The 16,569-nt window shown below is 66.7% G+C and carries 16 protein-coding genes; 15 read left to right on the plus strand and 1 reads right to left on the minus strand.

What is annotated here, in order from left to right; all coding sequences use genetic code 11:
* The first annotated feature begins 77 nt into the window (after positions 1-77).
* The 10 genes from rpsA (at position 78) to cysM (ending at position 10,704) form a co-directional block, all read left to right on the plus strand.
* Positions 78-1,772 (plus strand): 30S ribosomal protein S1, encoded by a 1,695-nt coding sequence (rpsA, locus tag RALTA_RS03760; RefSeq protein WP_012352088.1) that lies wholly within the window; start codon positions 78-80, stop codon positions 1,770-1,772.
* Positions 1,773-1,802: 30 nt separating this feature from the next.
* On the plus strand, positions 1,803-2,222 hold the full coding sequence (locus RALTA_RS03765; RefSeq protein WP_025582633.1) for an integration host factor subunit beta: 420 nt from the start codon (positions 1,803-1,805) through the stop codon (positions 2,220-2,222).
* A gap of 282 nt (positions 2,223-2,504) precedes the next feature.
* Positions 2,505-2,846, plus strand: a complete 342-nt coding sequence (locus tag RALTA_RS03770) for a lipopolysaccharide assembly protein LapA domain-containing protein (RefSeq protein ID WP_012352090.1) — start codon at positions 2,505-2,507, stop codon at positions 2,844-2,846.
* A 3-nt stretch (positions 2,847-2,849) separates the two neighbouring features.
* Complete coding sequence (lapB, locus tag RALTA_RS03775; RefSeq protein WP_012352091.1) at positions 2,850-4,082, plus strand: lipopolysaccharide assembly protein LapB; 1,233 nt, start codon at positions 2,850-2,852, stop codon at positions 4,080-4,082.
* Between the two features lie 35 nt (positions 4,083-4,117).
* The gene (locus tag RALTA_RS03780; RefSeq protein ID WP_012352092.1) at positions 4,118-5,509 is read left to right on the plus strand and encodes a UDP-glucose dehydrogenase family protein; all 1,392 of its coding nucleotides are present in this window, start codon (positions 4,118-4,120) and stop codon (positions 5,507-5,509) included.
* 80 nt (positions 5,510-5,589) lie between these two features.
* Positions 5,590-6,537 carry a D-glycero-beta-D-manno-heptose-7-phosphate kinase gene (gene rfaE1 / locus RALTA_RS03785; RefSeq protein WP_012352093.1) on the plus strand — a complete coding sequence of 316 codons (948 nt, stop codon included), beginning with the start codon at positions 5,590-5,592 and terminating at the stop codon, positions 6,535-6,537.
* Positions 6,538-6,564: 27 nt separating this feature from the next.
* The gene (gene rfaD / locus RALTA_RS03790; RefSeq protein ID WP_012352094.1) at positions 6,565-7,560 is read left to right on the plus strand and encodes an ADP-glyceromanno-heptose 6-epimerase; all 996 of its coding nucleotides are present in this window, start codon (positions 6,565-6,567) and stop codon (positions 7,558-7,560) included.
* Positions 7,561-7,725: 165 nt separating this feature from the next.
* Entirely contained in the window at positions 7,726-8,133 is a 408-nt protein-coding gene (locus RALTA_RS03795) for a ComEA family DNA-binding protein (RefSeq protein WP_012352095.1), read from the plus strand.
* Positions 8,134-8,364: 231 nt separating this feature from the next.
* Positions 8,365-9,666, plus strand: coding sequence for a solute carrier family 23 protein (locus RALTA_RS03800; protein ID WP_012352096.1), 1,302 nt, complete (start codon positions 8,365-8,367; stop codon positions 9,664-9,666).
* A 135-nt stretch (positions 9,667-9,801) separates the two neighbouring features.
* Positions 9,802-10,704: a cysteine synthase CysM gene (gene cysM / locus RALTA_RS03805; protein WP_012352097.1), complete on the plus strand. Its 903-nt coding sequence runs from the start codon at positions 9,802-9,804 to the stop codon at positions 10,702-10,704.
* A gap of 82 nt (positions 10,705-10,786) precedes the next feature.
* Here the strand turns inward: cysM and mltB are convergent, their stop codons facing one another.
* Positions 10,787-11,893 carry a lytic murein transglycosylase B gene (gene mltB, locus RALTA_RS03810; protein ID WP_041232071.1) on the minus strand — a complete coding sequence of 369 codons (1,107 nt, stop codon included), beginning with the start codon at positions 11,891-11,893 and terminating at the stop codon, positions 10,787-10,789.
* Between the two features lie 170 nt (positions 11,894-12,063).
* Between mltB and RALTA_RS03815 the strand changes: the two genes are divergently transcribed.
* The 5 genes from RALTA_RS03815 (at position 12,064) to RALTA_RS03835 (ending at position 16,475) form a co-directional block, all read left to right on the plus strand.
* Entirely contained in the window at positions 12,064-12,987 is a 924-nt protein-coding gene (locus tag RALTA_RS03815; protein ID WP_012352099.1) for a histone deacetylase family protein, read from the plus strand.
* A 12-nt stretch (positions 12,988-12,999) separates the two neighbouring features.
* Complete coding sequence (locus RALTA_RS03820; protein ID WP_012352100.1) at positions 13,000-13,803, plus strand: enoyl-CoA hydratase; 804 nt, start codon at positions 13,000-13,002, stop codon at positions 13,801-13,803.
* A gap of 164 nt (positions 13,804-13,967) precedes the next feature.
* On the plus strand, positions 13,968-15,002 hold the full coding sequence (locus tag RALTA_RS03825) for a methionine ABC transporter ATP-binding protein (RefSeq protein ID WP_012352101.1): 1,035 nt from the start codon (positions 13,968-13,970) through the stop codon (positions 15,000-15,002).
* Positions 14,992-15,645 (plus strand): methionine ABC transporter permease, encoded by a 654-nt coding sequence (locus tag RALTA_RS03830; protein ID WP_012352102.1) that lies wholly within the window; start codon positions 14,992-14,994, stop codon positions 15,643-15,645. Before RALTA_RS03825 ends, RALTA_RS03830 begins: the two co-directional genes overlap by 11 nt.
* Positions 15,646-15,677: 32 nt before the next feature.
* On the plus strand, positions 15,678-16,475 hold the full coding sequence (locus RALTA_RS03835; protein WP_012352103.1) for a MetQ/NlpA family ABC transporter substrate-binding protein: 798 nt from the start codon (positions 15,678-15,680) through the stop codon (positions 16,473-16,475).
* The last annotated feature ends 94 nt before the right edge of the window (positions 16,476-16,569 follow it).

A 16,569-nucleotide genomic window follows, 5' to 3' on the forward strand; every position in this document is an offset into this window, starting at 1 on the left:
AACCTGACCCCGCTGCACTGGCAGACTGAGCGCGATCGTCGCGCCGGCCAGCGTACCGCGGATTTCACCTTACGTTTATGTCCGACCTGCAAACTAACGAATCCTTTGCCGCACTGTTCGAGGAATCGATCGCCCGCTCCAATATGAAAGCTGGCGAAGTGATCTCCGCTGAAGTCGTGCGCATCGACCACAACTTCGTGGTCGTCAATGCCGGCCTCAAGTCCGAGGCATTTGTGCCGGTGGAGGAGTTCCTGAACGACCAGGGCGAACTCGAAGTGCAGGCCGGCGACTACGTCTCCGTGGCCATCGACGCACTCGAGAACGGCTATGGCGACACCATCCTCTCGCGCGACAAGGCCAAGCGCCTGGCCTCGTGGCTGAACCTCGAGAAGGCACTGGAAGACGGCGAAATCATCTCGGGTACCGTGACCGGCAAGGTCAAGGGCGGCCTGACGGTGATGGTCAACGGCATCCGCGCGTTCCTGCCGGGCTCGCTGGTTGACGTGCGTCCGATCAAGGACACCACCCCGTACGAAGGCAAGACCCTGGAATTCAAGGTCATCAAGCTGGACCGCAAGCGCAACAACGTTGTGCTGTCGCGCCGCGCCGTGGTCGAGGCCACGCTGGGCGAAGAGCGCCAGAAGCTGATGGAAACCCTGAAGGAAGGCGCCATCGTCAACGGTATCGTCAAGAACATCACCGACTACGGTGCGTTCGTTGACCTGGGCGGCATCGACGGCCTGCTGCACATCACCGACCTGGCCTGGCGCCGTGTCCGCCACCCGAGCGAAGTGCTGTCGGTTGGCCAGGAAATCACCGCCAAGATCCTCAAGTTCGACCAGGAAAAGAACCGCGTCTCGCTGGGCGTGAAGCAGCTGGGCGAAGATCCGTGGGTCGGCATCTCGCGCCGCTACCCGCAAGGCACCCGCCTGTTCGGCAAGGTCACCAACCTGACCGACTACGGCGCGTTCGTCGAGATCGAAGCCGGCATCGAAGGCCTGGTGCACGTGTCGGAAATGGACTGGACCAACAAGAACGTGGCCCCGTCCAAGGTTGTCCAGCTGGGCGACGAAGTGGAAGTCATGGTGCTGGATATCGACGAAGACAAGCGTCGTATCAGCCTGGGCATGAAGCAGTGCAAGGCCAATCCGTGGGACGATTTCTCGCGCAACCACAAGAAGGGCGACAAGCTGAGCGGCCAGATCAAGTCGATCACCGACTTCGGCGTGTTCATCGGCCTGCCGGGCGGCATCGACGGCCTGGTGCACCTGTCCGACCTGTCCTGGCAAGAGTCCGGCGAAGAGGCCGTGCGCAAGTACAAGAAGGGCGACGAAGTCGAAGCCGTGGTCCTGGGCATCGACGTCGACAAGGAACGCATCTCGCTGGGTATCAAGCAGCTGTCGGGCGATCCGTTCAACAACTTCATCTCGGCCAACGACAAGGGTTCGCTGGTTCAGGGCACGATCAAGGCCGTTGACGCCAAGGGTGCCGTGGTCCAGCTGGCCGACGACGTCGAAGGCTACCTGCGCGCATCGGAAATCTCCGCCGACCGCGTGGAAGATGCCCGCAACGTGCTGAAGGAAGGCGAGCAGATCACCGCCCTGGTGGTGAACGTCGACCGCAAGTCGCGCAACATCAACCTGTCGATCAAGGCCAAGGACAGCGCAGAGCAGCAGGAAGCGATGCAGAAGTTCCAGGCCGACACCGGCACGGCTGGCACGACCAACCTCGGCGCCCTGCTGAAGGCCAAGCTCGGCCAGGACAACCAGTAATCGCAGGCCCTCGCGCTTGCGCGTATGCCCATGACCAAGTCGGAGCTTGTCGAAAAACTGGCTGCCCGCTTCCCCCAGCTGCTGCTGCGGGATGCGGACATCTCGGTGAAAACGATACTCGACGCGATGTCCGAGGCGTTGGCCGATGGCCACCGCATCGAGATCCGCGGATTCGGCAGTTTTGGTCTGAACCGGCGTCCGCCTCGCGTGGGGCGCAATCCGAAGTCCGGCGAGCGGGTGCTGGTACCCGAAAAACGGGTGCCGCACTTCAAGGCGGGCAAGGAATTGCGCGAACGGGTTGACCGCAGCCAGCCGGTGTCGTCGGGCACCCATGGCAACGGTCATTCCGGCGGCACGGCGCAAGCCCTGCCGGGCAAGGCAGGCCAGGGCGCGGCATCCGCCGCGCCGACGGGGTTGCACGAGAGCGGACTGGATTTCATTCGTTCCTGACCTCGCCAGGCACTGCCTGCTGCTGTATTGTCAAGAAAGCGCCCCGTGGGGCGCTTTTTTTGTGCCGATGCGAGCCGGGGCGGCGTGCCGCGGCGTTGCCAGGGCCGACCATCGGCGCCCGCGAAGCGGGAGCCAGGACGCCGTTACCGCCACGTTACCGAATCCGTGAAGTGATTCCGTTACAATGCCGGGGTCTTTGCCGGGCCTTGCACGGGGTGCCATGTCAGCCGCTGCCTCGCTGTTTGCCTGCCACAACGCCACGCTGCCTCGCCGCTTACCCGCATGAAACTGTTTGCCTGGATCGTCCGCATCGTCGTATTCGTGCTGCTGTTCGTGCTGGCACTGCGCAATACCGCAGAAGCCTCGCTGCAGCTGTTCTTCAATGCCGTGTGGCACGCGCCGCTGATCCTGATCCTGTTTGCCGCGTTTGCGCTGGGTGCGGTCGCCGCGCTGGCATCGGTGGCGCCGGGACTGATGCGCCAGCGCATGGAACTGGCCAGGCTGCGCCGGGCGGCCGCGGACGCACGGCCATCCACGGCGGCGCCAGCGACGGCACAGCCAGGCGCCACCCCGGTGCCGCGCGATGCCAAGTCTCCCTATAACGTAGTCGGCCCGAAAGTCTGATCCATGATGTTCGAAACCTGGTGGCTGTTGGTGCTGCCACTTGTCTTTGGCCTTGGCTGGATGGCGGCACGCTTCGACGTGCGCCAGTTGATCAGCGAGCAGGGCGCCTTGCCGCGCTCCTACTTCAAGGGGCTCAACTTCCTGCTCAACGAGCAGCCCGACCAGGCCATCGACGCCTTTGTCGAAGTTGCCCGGCTGGACCCGGAAACCACCGAACTGCACTTTGCCCTGGGCGCGCTGTTCCGGCGCCGCGGCGAAACCGAGCGCGCCATCCGCGTGCACCAGAACCTGGCCACGCGTCCCGACTTGCCCGAGCCCGAGCGCGAGCATGCGCTGTTCGAACTGGGCCAGGACTATCTGCGCGCGGGCCTGCTGGACCGTGCCGAGGAATCGCTGCGCCGGCTGATGTCGGGGCCCTACGCGGCATCGGCCAAGCGCGTGCTGCTCGAGCTCTATGAGGTCGAAAAGGAATGGCAGAAGGCGATCGATGCCGCGCGCGAGCTGCAGACGCTGGAGCAGAAGAGCTACAGCCTGCAGATCGCGCAGTTCTGCTGCGAGCTGGCGCAGGACGCGCTGCAGCGCAAGCGCCCGGAGGACGCGGTGAAGTGGCTGAACCAGGCCGTGGCCGAGAATCCCGCCAATGTGCGCGCGCCGATCCTGCTGGGCGATGTGGCCGCGGCGGCGGGCGATGCGCGCGCGGCGCTGGGCCACTGGCTCGGCATCGAGCGGCAGGACGCTGCCTTCCTGCCGCTGGTGGCCGAGCGCGTGGTCAAGGCCTACGCCGCCCTGGACGAGCAAGGCGCCGCGCTGGAATGGCTGCGCGGCCTGCTCAAGGGCAAGCTCGCGCCCGAGGTGCTCGACACCGCGTACAAGGCCGAACTCGAAGTGAATGGCCCCGAGGCCGCGGCACGCCTGATGCGCGAACAGCTGCGCCGCCAGCCCACGCTGCTCGCGCTGACCAAGTACTTCGAAGCGCAGGCGGCAGTGGCCGCCACCGCGCCCGCCGCGCACGCAGCGGTGGTCGAGGGCGAGGCCGGCCAGGCCGAAGGCGCGCAAGCGGGCGACGAGGCGAAGGAAACCACCGCCATCCGCGACCTGCTGCAACTGCGCACCCGCAACCTGGCGCGCTATACCTGCCGCGAATGCGGCTTCCGTGCCCGGCTCTTCTATTGGCAGTGCCCGGGTTGCAACCGCTGGGAAACCTATGCCCCGCGGCGTTCCGAAACGCTCGGCTGACTCCGGTAGCCGTGCAACGGTTGTGAATTGAAGCTATGAAAGTCACCATTATCGGCAGCGGCTACGTGGGCCTGGTCACCGGCGCCTGCCTGGCGGAGCAGGGCAACGACGTGTTCTGCCTGGACCTGGACGAGCAGAAGATCGCGCTGCTCAACGCGGGCGGCGTGCCGATCTACGAGCCCGGCCTGCAGGAACTGATCCAGCGCAACCGCGAAGCCGGCCGCCTGACCTTTTCCACGGACGTGGCGGCCAGCGTCGAGCATGCCGACGTGCAGTTCATCGCCGTGGGCACGCCGCCGGACGAGGATGGCTCGGCGGACCTCAAATACGTGCTGGCGGCGGCCCGCAATATCGGCCGCCACATGACCGGGTTCAAGGTGGTGGTCGACAAGTCGACCGTGCCGGTCGGCACCGGCGACCGCGTTACCGCCGCGATCCGCGAGGAACTGGCCGCGCGCGGCCTGGAAGACCTGCAGTTCTCGGTGGTGTCGAATCCCGAATTCCTGAAAGAGGGCGCCGCGGTCGAGGACTTCATGCGCCCCGACCGCATCGTGCTGGGCTGCAATGCCGACGCCGCCGGCCGCCACGCGCAGGCCACCATGCGGCAGCTGTATGCGCCGTTCAACCGCCACCATGAGCGCACCTTCTACATGGATGTGCGCTCGGCCGAGTTCACCAAGTACGCGGCCAATTCGATGCTGGCCACGCGCATCTCGTTCATGAACGAGCTGGCCAACCTGGCGGACGAAGTCGGCGCCGATATCGAACTGGTGCGCATGGGCATCGGCTCGGACCCGCGCATCGGCTACAGCTTCCTCTATGCCGGCGCGGGCTATGGCGGATCGTGCTTCCCCAAGGACGTGCAGGCACTGATGCGCACCGCCGCGGACCATGGCAAGCCGATGCGCGTGCTGGAGGCGGTCGAGGCGGTCAACGGCGCGCAGAAGCGCGTGCTCGGCGAAAAGATCCTGCATCGCTTCGGCGATGACCTGACCGGCCGCGTCTTTGCGGTGTGGGGCCTGGCGTTCAAGCCCAATACCGATGACATGCGCGAGGCGCCGTCGCGCGTGCTGGCACGCCAGCTGGTCTCGCGCGGCGCGTCGCTGCGCGTGCATGACCCGGTCTCGATGGCAGAGGCCCGCCGGGTGCTCGAGGCAGACCTGGCCGACGTGCCGGGCGGTGCCGCGCGCGTGAGCTTCCACCAGCACCAGATGGATGCGCTGGATGGCGCCGATGCGCTGGCGATCGTGACCGAATGGAAGGTGTTCCGCAGCCCCGACTTTGGCCAGATCAAGCGGCGGCTGAAGTCGCCGGTGATCTTCGATGGACGCAATTTGTATGAGCCCGAGGCGATGCGCGAGAACGGCGTGGAATACCACGCCATCGGCCGCCCGACACGCAAGGCCGCGGCGGCACCGAACCAATGAGGCGCGGTCCGGTCAACGGACTCATCAACCGATAAGCTAACGCGGTGGCCGCTGCCGCCGCGATATTGCCAAGGATCTTCATGAACAAGACCGTCATTCCGCAGGAGCAGATCCGGCAGTCCCATATCCTGGTGGTCGGCGACATGATGCTGGACCGCTATTGGTTCGGCGACGTCGAGCGCATTTCGCCCGAAGCGCCGGTGCCGGTGGTGCAGGTCAAGCGCAGCGACGAGCGCCTCGGCGGCGCCGCCAACGTGGCCCGCAACGCCGCGGCGCTTGGTGCGCGCGTCGGCATGCTGGGCGTGGTCGGCGACGACGAGCCGGCGCGCACGCTCGAGGCACTGCTGGCCGAGAGCCACGTGCAGCCCTACCTGCACCGCGATGCCAAGATCAACACCACCATCAAGCTGCGCGTGGTGGCGCACCAGCAGCAGCTGCTGCGCGTGGATTTCGAGAACACGCCGGCGCACGAAGTGCTGCTCGCGGTACAGGACCGGTTCCAGGGCCTGATCAACGATTACCAGGTGCTGGTGCTGTCCGACTACGGCAAGGGCGGGCTCACCCATGTCACGCGCATGATCGATGCCGGCCGCGCGGCCGGCCGCAAGGTGCTGGTCGACCCCAAGGGCGACGACTACTCGCGCTACCGCGGCGCCACGCTGATCACGCCCAACCGTGCCGAAATGCGCGCCGTGGTCGGGGCCTGGAAGACCGAGGCCGACCTGACCATCCGCGCGCAGAACTTGCGCCGCGCGCTGCAACTCGAAGCGCTGCTGCTGACGCGCTCGGAAGAGGGCATGACGCTCTATACCGAAGCCGAAGTGCTGCACGTGTCCGCCCAGGCTCGCGAGGTCTATGATGTATCCGGTGCCGGCGACACCGTGATCGCCACGCTCGCCACCATGATGGGTGCCGGCGTGCCGCTCAAGGAAGCCGTGCAGCATGCCAATCGCGCCGGCGGCATCGTGGTCGGCAAGCTGGGCACCGCCGTCGTCACTTATCCCGAATTGTTCGGCGCCGCCGCCTGAGGCGCGGCGTCCTCTTTTGATCCGACCATGACCATCATCGTCACCGGTGCCGCGGGTTTTATCGGCAGCAATCTCGTCAAGGGCCTGAACGAACGCGGCGAGACCAACGTCATCGCCGTCGACAACCTGACCCGTGCCGACAAGTTCCACAACCTGGTCGATTGCGAGATCTCCGATTACCTGGACAAGCAGGACTTCCTCGCGCGCTTTGCCCGAGGCGAGTTCGGCAAGGTCCGCGCGGTGTTCCATGAAGGCGCGTGCTCCGACACCATGGAGACCGATGGCCGCTACATGATGGAGAACAACTACCGCTACACGCTGTCGCTGATGGAAAGCTGCCTGGAGCAGGGCACGCAGTTTCTCTATGCATCGTCGGCGGCCACTTACGGCGCCTCGCAGGTGTTCCGCGAAGACCGCGAGTTCGAGCGTCCGCTGAACGTGTACGGCTATTCCAAGTTCCTGTTCGACCAGATCGTGCGCCGCCGGCTGCCGTCGGCGCTGTCGCAGATCGTCGGCTTCCGCTACTTCAACGTGTACGGGCCGCGCGAAACGCACAAGGGCCGCATGGCGTCGGTGGCGTTCCACAACTTTAACCAGTTCCGCGCCGACGGCACGGTGAAGCTGTTCGGCGAATACGGCGGCTACGGTCCCGGCATGCAGAGCCGCGATTTCATTTCGGTGGAGGACGTGGTCAAGGTCAACCTGTTCTTCTTCGACCACCCCGAGAAGTCCGGCATTTTCAACCTGGGCACTGGCCGCGCCCAGCCGTTCAACGATATCGCCGCCACCGTGGTCAACACGCTGCGCGAAGCCGAAGGCAAGCCGCCCCTGTCGCTGGACGACCTGGTCCAGGAAGGACTGGTCGAGTACGTCAAGTTTCCCGACGCCCTGCGCGGCAAGTACCAGTGCTTCACGCAATCGGACGTGTCCAAGCTGCGCGGCGCCGGCTACAGCGAGCGCTTCCTGAGCGTTGAAGAAGGCGTGGCGCGCTACTGCCGCTGGCTGCTCGAGCGCAACGGCTGAACCCCGCGTCGTCCCTGCCTCACGGCGCCCGACACGCTTTCGTGCGGCCGCTGTCAACTTTTGTTGCCGCATGCGCCGCCCGCGCGGCGCGCCCCTATCCTGACCTGACCTCGCCGCCCCGGCGGGGGTGGTACCTCAGACCATCCACAGGAAAGGAGAGCCTTCATGGCCATGCACTGGATCCGGCAACTTGCCCGGCGTTATTCCCTGATCTCCCTCGCGGCAACCTTCTGCCTGCTTGCCGGCGGCACCGCGCGCGCCGCCGTCGACGTCAACACCGCGGACGAGGCGGCGCTGACCTCGATCAAGGGTGTGGGGGCGGCCACGGCCCGCCACATCGTCGAGGAGCGCAACAAACGCGGGCCGTTCAAGGACGCCGCCGACCTGGCCGAGCGCGTCAGCGGCATCGGTCCGAAGTCCGTGACCAAGCTGCAGGACGCCGGCCTGACCATCGCCGGCAAGGGGGCGGCCACCGCCGCGCCATCCGCTGCGCCACCTGCTACGCCCGCTGCCACGCCGGCGCTGGCTAAAGGGGCAAAGGCAGCGCCCGCGCCGGCCAAGCCGGCCCGCTAGCCTAGCATTGCTGCCCTGCGCCCGGTCGTGCCTCGGCCGGGTGCATTGTTGCTGGTATGCGTTGTGCTACAGGTCACCGGCTTCGCAGGCCCCGTGGCGGCGGAGTATCATGCGGACGCCGCGCAGGCAGGTCCTGCCGCGCGGCTGCCGACCGGCACAACCAAACAACCAGGCACAAGCGCGGCGGCCGCCGATCCGGTGGCCAGCCCGGACCACAGGGAGCAAGACGATATGGCGAATGGCGAGGACGCGGGATTCCTGCCGCAATGGCGGCTCAAGACCGAAGGTGTGATCGGGCCCGATGAGCGCCTGCCCGCGGGGCAGACGCTGCTGGCCGGGATCCAGCACGTGGTGGCGATGTTCGGCTCGACCGCCATCGCGCCGATCCTGATGGGCTTCAACCCGAATATCGCCATCCTGTTTTCCGGCATCGGCACGCTGATCTTCTTCCTGTGCGTGCGCGGCCGGGTACCGAGCTACCTGGGCTCCAGCTTCGCCTTCATTGCGGTGGTGATCGCCGCCACCGGCTATGCCGGCAGCGGCCCCAACCTCAATATCCCGGTGGCGCTGGGCGGCATCATCGCCGCGGGCGCGCTGTACACGCTGATCGGGCTGGTCGTGCAGGCGGCGGGCTACGCCTGGGTGGAAAAGCTGATGCCGCCGGTGGTGACCGGCGCCATCGTCGCGGCGATCGGGCTGAACCTGGCCCCGGTGGCGGTCAAGGCGGTCAGCGGTGCGGCGCTCGATACCTGGGTGGGGCTGCTGACCGTGGTCGCGGTGGGGCTGGTCGCGGTACGCGCGCCCGGCATGATCGGACGCCTGCCGGTGCTCATCGGCGGCCTGGCCGGTTATCTTGCCTACTACCTGGGCACCAATGTGATGGGCCTGGGCAAGCCGATCGATTTTTCCGGCGTGGCCGCCGCCAGCTGGTTCGGCATGCCGGCGTTCACCGCGCCGACCTTCGAACTCAACGCCATGCTGCTGATCGCGCCGGTGGCGATCGTGCTGGTGGCCGAGAACCTTGGCCATATCAAGGCCATCGGCGTGATGACCGGCCGCAACCTGGATCCGTACATCGGCCGCGCCTTTATCGGCGACGGTATCGCCACCATGCTGTCGGCCAGCGGCGGCGGCACCGGCGTGACCACCTATGCCGAAAACATGGGGGTGATGGCGGTCACCAAGATCTATTCGACGCTGATCTTCGTGGTGGCGGCCGCGGTGGCCATCCTGCTGGGCTTCTCGCCCAAGTTCGGCGCGCTGATCCTGACGATCCCGGGGCCGGTGATCGGTGGCCTGACCATCGTCGTGTTTGGCCTGATCGCCGCCACCGCGGGCCGCATCTGGGTGCAGAACCACGTGGATTTCTCCAGCTCGCGCAACCTGATCACGGTGGGCGCCACGCTGACGGTGGCGGCCGGCGACCTGACGCTGAAGCTGGGCGGCATGACGCTGGGCGGCATCGGCACCGCGACCTTCGGCTGCATCCTGCTGTACCACCTGCTGGGAGAAGGCAAGCGCGAGGAAGACTGAGCCGGGCGGGCAAAGGCACGCGGCAGCGGGCGGTGCGCGCAAGTCCCGCCCGCCGGCGTGGGATAGGGGTCTGGATTACAATGGCCGGCGCACTGGAATCCCCCGGCATCCCCCGTTTTGACCTTCCTTCGCCCCATGGCCTACAAGACAATTGAAGACACCATCGGCAATACGCCGCTGGTCAGACTGCAGCGCATCCCCGGCGCTGCCAACGACGCGCGCGGCAATGTGATCCTCGGCAAGCTCGAAGGCAACAACCCGGCCGGTTCCGTCAAGGACCGCCCCGCGGTGTCGATGATCGCCCGGGCCGAAGCGCGCGGGCGCATCAAGCCGGGCGATACGCTGATCGAGGCGACCTCGGGCAATACCGGCATCGCGCTGGCCATGGCGGCCGCCATCCGCGGCTACAAGATGGTGCTGATCATGCCCGAGGACCTCAGCCTCGAGCGCCGCCAAAGCATGGCGGCCTACGGCGCCGAGATCATCCTGACGCCGGTCAAGGGCGGCATGGAGTATGCGCGCGACCTGGCGGACTCGATGGAGCGCGACGGCAAGGGCGTGATCCTCGACCAGTTCGCCAACCCGGACAACCCGCAGGCGCATTACGAGGGCACCGGCCCCGAAATCTGGCGCGATACCGACGGCCGCATCACCCATTTCGTTTCGGCGATGGGCACCACCGGCACCATCACCGGCGTGTCGCGCTACCTCAAGGAGCGGAACCCCGAGATCCAGATCGTTGGCGCGCAGCCGGCCGAAGGCTCGCGCATTCCGGGCATCCGCAAGTGGCCCGAAGCCTATCTGCCCAAGATCTACGACCCCAGCTTCATCGACCGCACCGAGCCGGTGAGCCAGGGCGATGCCGAGCACATGGCGCGCCGCATGGCGTCCGAAGAGGGCATCTTCTGCGGCATTTCCGCCGCCGGTGCGCTGTGCGTGGCATTGCGCGTTGCCGAGGAAGTCGAAAACGCCACCATCGTCTTCGTGGTGTGCGACCGCGGCGACCGCTACCTGTCGACCGGCGTGTTCCCGGCCTGAGACCGGCGCAGCAAGAAAAGAAAAAGGCCTCGCGGATGCGAGGCCTTTGTGCTTTGTGCCTTGTGCCTTGACGTGTGCCGCGTCAGCCCATGGCTGCCTTGACCGCCTCGCCCAGCTGGTACACCGCCAGCGCATAGAAGAAGCTGCGGTTGTACCGCGTCAGTACGTAGAAGTTGCGCAGGCCCAGCAGGTACTCGGTGGGCTGGTCGGGTGTGGGCAGGTCCACCACCAGCACGCCGGTTTCGCCTTCGCGCGCCAGGTTGATGGGCTCGTCCACGCGCAGCCCGGCGCGGGTCAGCTGGTTCAGGGTGCGCGTCGGCCACGGCTCGCCATCGGCTGCCGCGGTGGCCACGCCCAGGCTGCCGTCGTCGGGGGCGATGCGCCACACCACCGGGCGGCCCGGCTCCCAGCCATGCAGCTGCAGGAAGCGCGCCACGCTGCCGATGGCATCGGTGGGGCTGTTGCGCAGGTCGATATGGCCGTTGTTGTCGTAGTCGAGGGCGTATTCGCGCAGGCTGGTCGGCATGAACTGCGGAATGCCGATGGCGCCGGCATACGAGCCCAGCACCGAGTAGACGTCGGTGCGGGTGTCGCGGCACCACAGCAGGTAATCGGCCAGCTGGTTGCGGAACAGGGTGCTGCGGGCTTCGCGGTTGGGCGTGGCGGGGTAGTCGAACGCCAGCGTCGACAGCGAATCGAGCACGCGGAACGAGCCCATGTCGCGGCCGTAGATGGTCTCGACGCCGATGATGCCGACGATGACCGAGGCCGGCACGCCGAACTCGGCCTCGGCCCGGCGCAGCGTGTCGCGGTTGTCCTGCCAGAAGCGCACGCCCGCATTGATGCGGATCGGCTCGATAAAGCGCGAGCGGTACGTGCGCCAGCTTTTGCGGCCCGTGGTGGCGGGCGGCATGATGAGCCGGACCACGGTGGCCGAGTAGACTGCTTGTCCGAACCAGTCCTGCAGCATGCCGCGGTCGAAGCCGTGGCGCGCCACCATTTCGTCGATAAAGGCGCGTGCCTGCGGGTTGTCGCGGTAGCGGCCGGGTTCGATCTCTTCCTCGCGGAGGCTGACGCGGCGTTTGCCGGCGGCGAGCAGGCTGGGGGAGAGGCCGCAGAGTCCGAGTGCGGCAGCGGAAAGCGCGGCGCCCAGCAGGGGGCGTCGCAGTGAGCGCTGGGTGTCGGTCATGGTGTCCTTTGCAAGTCGCACCGAGTATAGCGGATGCCACTGCGCCATCCGTGCTCGCGGCAGGCCCGGCATGGCGCGTCGGCGCGGCTGGGTGGCCAGGCCTGCCCTGTGCTAACGTAACGTTTGGAGACAACATGGCGGCGCATTGCGACCCACTGCGACGATAAGAGATGCCGACAGGCTATTACACGCACCCCGAGTTCCAGCGGCACGAAATGGGGCACTTCCATCCAGAATGCCCGGAGCGCCTGCAGGCGATCGAGGATCACCTGATTTCGCATGGCCTGGACGGCCTGCTGGAGCGCCGCGAGGCGCCGCCCGCCACGCGCGAGCAGCTCGAGCGCGTGCACCGGCCAGAGCACGTCGACGCGCTCGAAAGCGCCAGCCCGGCGAGCGGCTACCACGCGATCGACCCGGACACCTCGATGAACGCGCACACGCTTGCCGCCGCCACGTTGGCCGCGGGCGCGGCGGTGGCGGCCACCGATGCGGTGATCGCCGGCGAGTTCGAGAACGCGTTCTGCTGCGTGCGACCTCCCGGCCACCACGCCGAACCGGGCCGCGCCATGGGCTTCTGCTTCTACAACAACGTGGCCATCGCCGCGCGCCATGCGCTGCAGGCACACGGGCTGGAGCGCGTGGCGATCATCGACTTCGACGTGCACCACGGCAACGGCACCGAGGCGGCGTTCCGCGGCGACGAGCGCGTGATGATGTGCAGCATCTTCCAGCACCCGTTCTATCCCTACAGCGGCACCGAGCACCTGGCGCCAAACATGGTCAACATCCCGCTGCCGGCCTACAGCAACGGCATGGCGGTGCGTGAAGTGGTCGAGACCATCTGGCTGCCGCGCCTGCATGAATTCCGTCCGCAGATGCTGTTCATTTCGGCCGGCTTCGACGCGCACCGCGAGGACGACCTGGGGCAGATGGGCCTGGTGGAGCAGGACTACGCGTGGATCACGGGCCAGTTGGTCGACGTGGCGCGCGTCCATGCACAAGGCCGCATCGTCAGCTGCCTCGAGGGCGGCTACAACCTGAGCGCGCTGGGCCGCAGCGTGCTGGCCCACCTGAAGGTGCTGCTGGAGCATTAGGAGACCGCCGCCATGGCCGAGAACGATGCGCGCGTCGACGCGCCGCTGCTGACCGAATCGCGCGACGCCGCCGGCGTGGCGCGCCTGACCATGAACCGGCCGCAGGCGTTCAACGCCTTGTCCGAAGGGCTGCTCGATGCGCTCACCGATGCGCTGCGCCGGCTCGCCGCCGACCACAGTGTGCGCGTGGTGGTGCTGGCGGGCGCGGGCAAGGCCTTCTGCGCCGGACATGACCTGCGCGAGATGCGCGCGGCGCCGTCGCACGATTACTACCGGCGCCTGTTCGACCGCTGCACGCGCATGATGATGGCGATCCAGCAGATGCCGCAGCCTGTGATCGCGCGGGTCCACGGCATCGCCACCGCGGCGGGCTGCCAGCTGGTGGCGATGTGCGACCTGGCGGTGGCCGCGGACGATGCGCGCTTTGCCGTGTCGGGTGTCAACCTGGGGCTGTTCTGTTCGACCCCGGGCGTGGCGCTGTCGCGCAACCTGCACCGCAAGCAGGCCATGGAGATGCTGCTGACCGGCGACATGATCGATGCCGCCAGCGCCCGCGAGCGCGGGCTGGTCAACCGGGTGGTGCCGGCCGACGGCCTGGACGACGAGGTGGCACGGCTGGCCGCCAGCATCTGTGCCAAGCCGGCCGCCGCGGTCGCCGCCGGCAAGGGGCTGTTCTACCGCCAGCTCGAGATGGGCATCGAGGCGGCCTACCAGCTGGCCGGGCAGACCATGGCGTGCAACATGATGGACGATGCCGCGCTGGAGGGCGTACAGGCCTTTATCGACAAGCGGTCGCCGTCCTGGCGTGATTCCTGATCGACTTGTCGGGTCTTTATATGCCGGGAACGCATAAAGACATCGGCAAAAAGTCGTTTAAGGTATGAAGCGAATCGCATAAAATACGCGCTTCAGAAAAATAACGAGCGGCAACAGCGCTGGAGATCCCTCGCCTGTTGCCGTTTTCTTTTGGTCACCTTTCCATGATCGAACTGCAAGGACTGTCGCAGCGCTTCCCGGGCGCGTCTGGCGACGTGCATGCATTGCGGGACGTCAGCCTGTCGATTGCGGCGGGCGAGGTCTTCGGCATCATCGGGCGCAGCGGCGCGGGCAAGAGCACGCTGGTCCGCGCCATCAACCTGCTGAACCGGCCCACCAGCGGCCGCGTCGTCGTTGCCGGCCAGGACCTGACCGCGCTGGACAACGGCGCGCTGCGCCTGGCCCGCCGCGAGATCGGCATGATTTTCCAGCACTTCAACCTGCTGTCGTCGCGCACCGTCTATGACAACGTGGCGCTGCCGCTGGAACTGGCCGGCAAGCCCAAAGCGGAGATCGCCGCCACCGTGCTGCCGCTGCTGGACCTGGTCGGCCTGTCGGCGCTGAAGGACCGTTACCCGGCGCAGATCAGCGGCGGGCAGAAGCAGCGCGTGGGCATTGCGCGCGCGCTGGCAAGCAAGCCCAAGGTGCTGCTGTCGGACGAGGCGACTTCCGCGCTGGACCCGGAAACCACCCGTTCCATCCTGGACCTGCTCAAGCAGATCAACCGCGAGCTGGGCCTGACCATCGTGATGATCACGCACCAGATGGAGGTCATCAAGCAGGTCTGCGACCGCGTGGCCGTGCTCGAGGCCGGCCAGGTGGTGGAGACCGGCCGCGTGATCGACGTGTTCCTGCGTCCGCAGCACGACGTCACGCGCGCCATGATCGGCGATGTCATTTCGCAGGAGCTGCCGGCGAGCGTGCTCAAGCGCGTCGAAAGCCGGCTCGGCAACGGGCGCGACCACGTCTATCGCCTGGCCTTCACCGGCGAGGGCGTCGACCAGCCGGTGCTGGCGCAGGCGATCCGCCGCTACGGGCTGGACTTCAATATCCTGCACGGCCACATCGACGAGATCCAGGGCCAGGCCTTCGGCTCGCTGGCAATCATGGCTACCGGCGAACTGGCCGACGTGAAGGCAGCCATGGAATACCTGCAGGCGCAAGGCGTCGTGGTGGAGGAGTTCGAGCATGTGGTCTGAAATGTTTGACCTGTTCCTGACCTCGTTCAACGAGACCCTGCTGATGGTGGCGATCTCGGGCGTGGTCGGCGCGCTGCTGGGCGTGCCGCTGGGCGTGCTGCTGCACCTGACCAACCGCGGCGGCGTGCTGTCGCATCCGCTGTTCAACCGCGCCATCGGCGTGGTGGTCAACGCGGTGCGTTCAATCCCGTTCATCATCCTGCTGGTGGTGGTGATCCCGTTCACGCGCTTTATCGTCGGCTCGTCGATCGGCACCACCGCGGCGATCGTGCCGCTGACCATCGCGGCGATCCCGTTCATTGCCCGCCTGGTCGAAAGCGCACTGCGCGAGGTCGACAAGGGCCTGGTCGAGGCGGCCCAGTCGATGGGTGCCACCACTGGCCAGATCGTATGGAAGGTGCTGCTGCCCGAGGCCATGCCCGGCATCGTCGCGGGCCTGACCATCACCTTCGTCAGCCTGGTCGGCTACTCGGCCATGGCCGGGGCAATCGGCGGCGGCGGCCTGGGCGACCTGGGCATCCGCTATGGCTACCAGCGCTACATTACCGAGGTGATGGTCGCGGTGGTGGTGATTCTCATCGTGTTCGTGCAGGCGGTGCAGAGCTTCGGCGACTGGCTGGTCCGCCGCATCAGTCACCGCTGAACCAGATTTTTTTCGAGATAGGAACGCACATCATGCAACGTCGCAACCTGCTGCAATGGATGCTCGGCGCCGCGCTCGGCGCCTCGCTGGCCACCGGCGCGATCGCCCAGGACAAGCCGATCAGGATCGGCGTCACCGGCGGCCCCCACGCCCAGATCATGGAACAGGTGAAGAAGGTCGCCGCCCGGGACGGCCTGAACATCCAGGTGGTCGAGTTCAGCGACTACATCCAGCCCAACGCCGCGCTGGCCGCCGGCGACCTGGATGCCAACAGCTACCAGCACCTGCCTTACCTGGAAGCCCAGATCAAGGACCGCGGCTACAAGTTCACGCACATCGCGTACACGGTGACCTTCCCGATGGGCGTGTACTCGAAGAAGATCAAGTCGCTCGACCAGCTCAAGCAGGGCGCGCGCGTGGGCGTGCCCAACGACCCCACCAACGGTGGCCGCGGCCTGTTGCTGCTGCAGAGCAAGGGCGTGATCAAGCTCAAGCCGAACGCCGGCCTGAAGGCGACGCCGCTGGATATTGCCGAGAACCCGAAGAAGATCCGCATCGTCGAACTCGACGCCGCGCAGCTGCCGCGTTCGCTGGACGACCTCGATGCCGCGGCGATCAATGGCAACTACGCGGAATCGGCCGGCCTGTCGCCGACCAAGGACGCGATCGCCATGGAAGGCCCGAAGGGGCCGTACGCCAACCTGATCGCGATCCGCGAGGCCGACAAGGGCAAGCCCTGGGTGGCCAAGCTGGTGAAGGCCTACCACTCGCCGGAAATCAAGCAATACGTCACATCGACCTTCAAGGACTCCGTCATTACCGCCTGGTAAGCCGGCGTCACTCGAGGGTTTCATCCAATCGGACGAGGCCTGCAGGCCTGGCTTTGCGGCACAATCGTCCAACCGGTAAAAAGGGTGCCGGGCC

The organism is Cupriavidus taiwanensis LMG 19424 (assembly GCF_000069785.1).
In the GTDB taxonomy this organism is placed as follows: Bacteria; Pseudomonadota; Gammaproteobacteria; order Burkholderiales; family Burkholderiaceae; genus Cupriavidus; species Cupriavidus taiwanensis.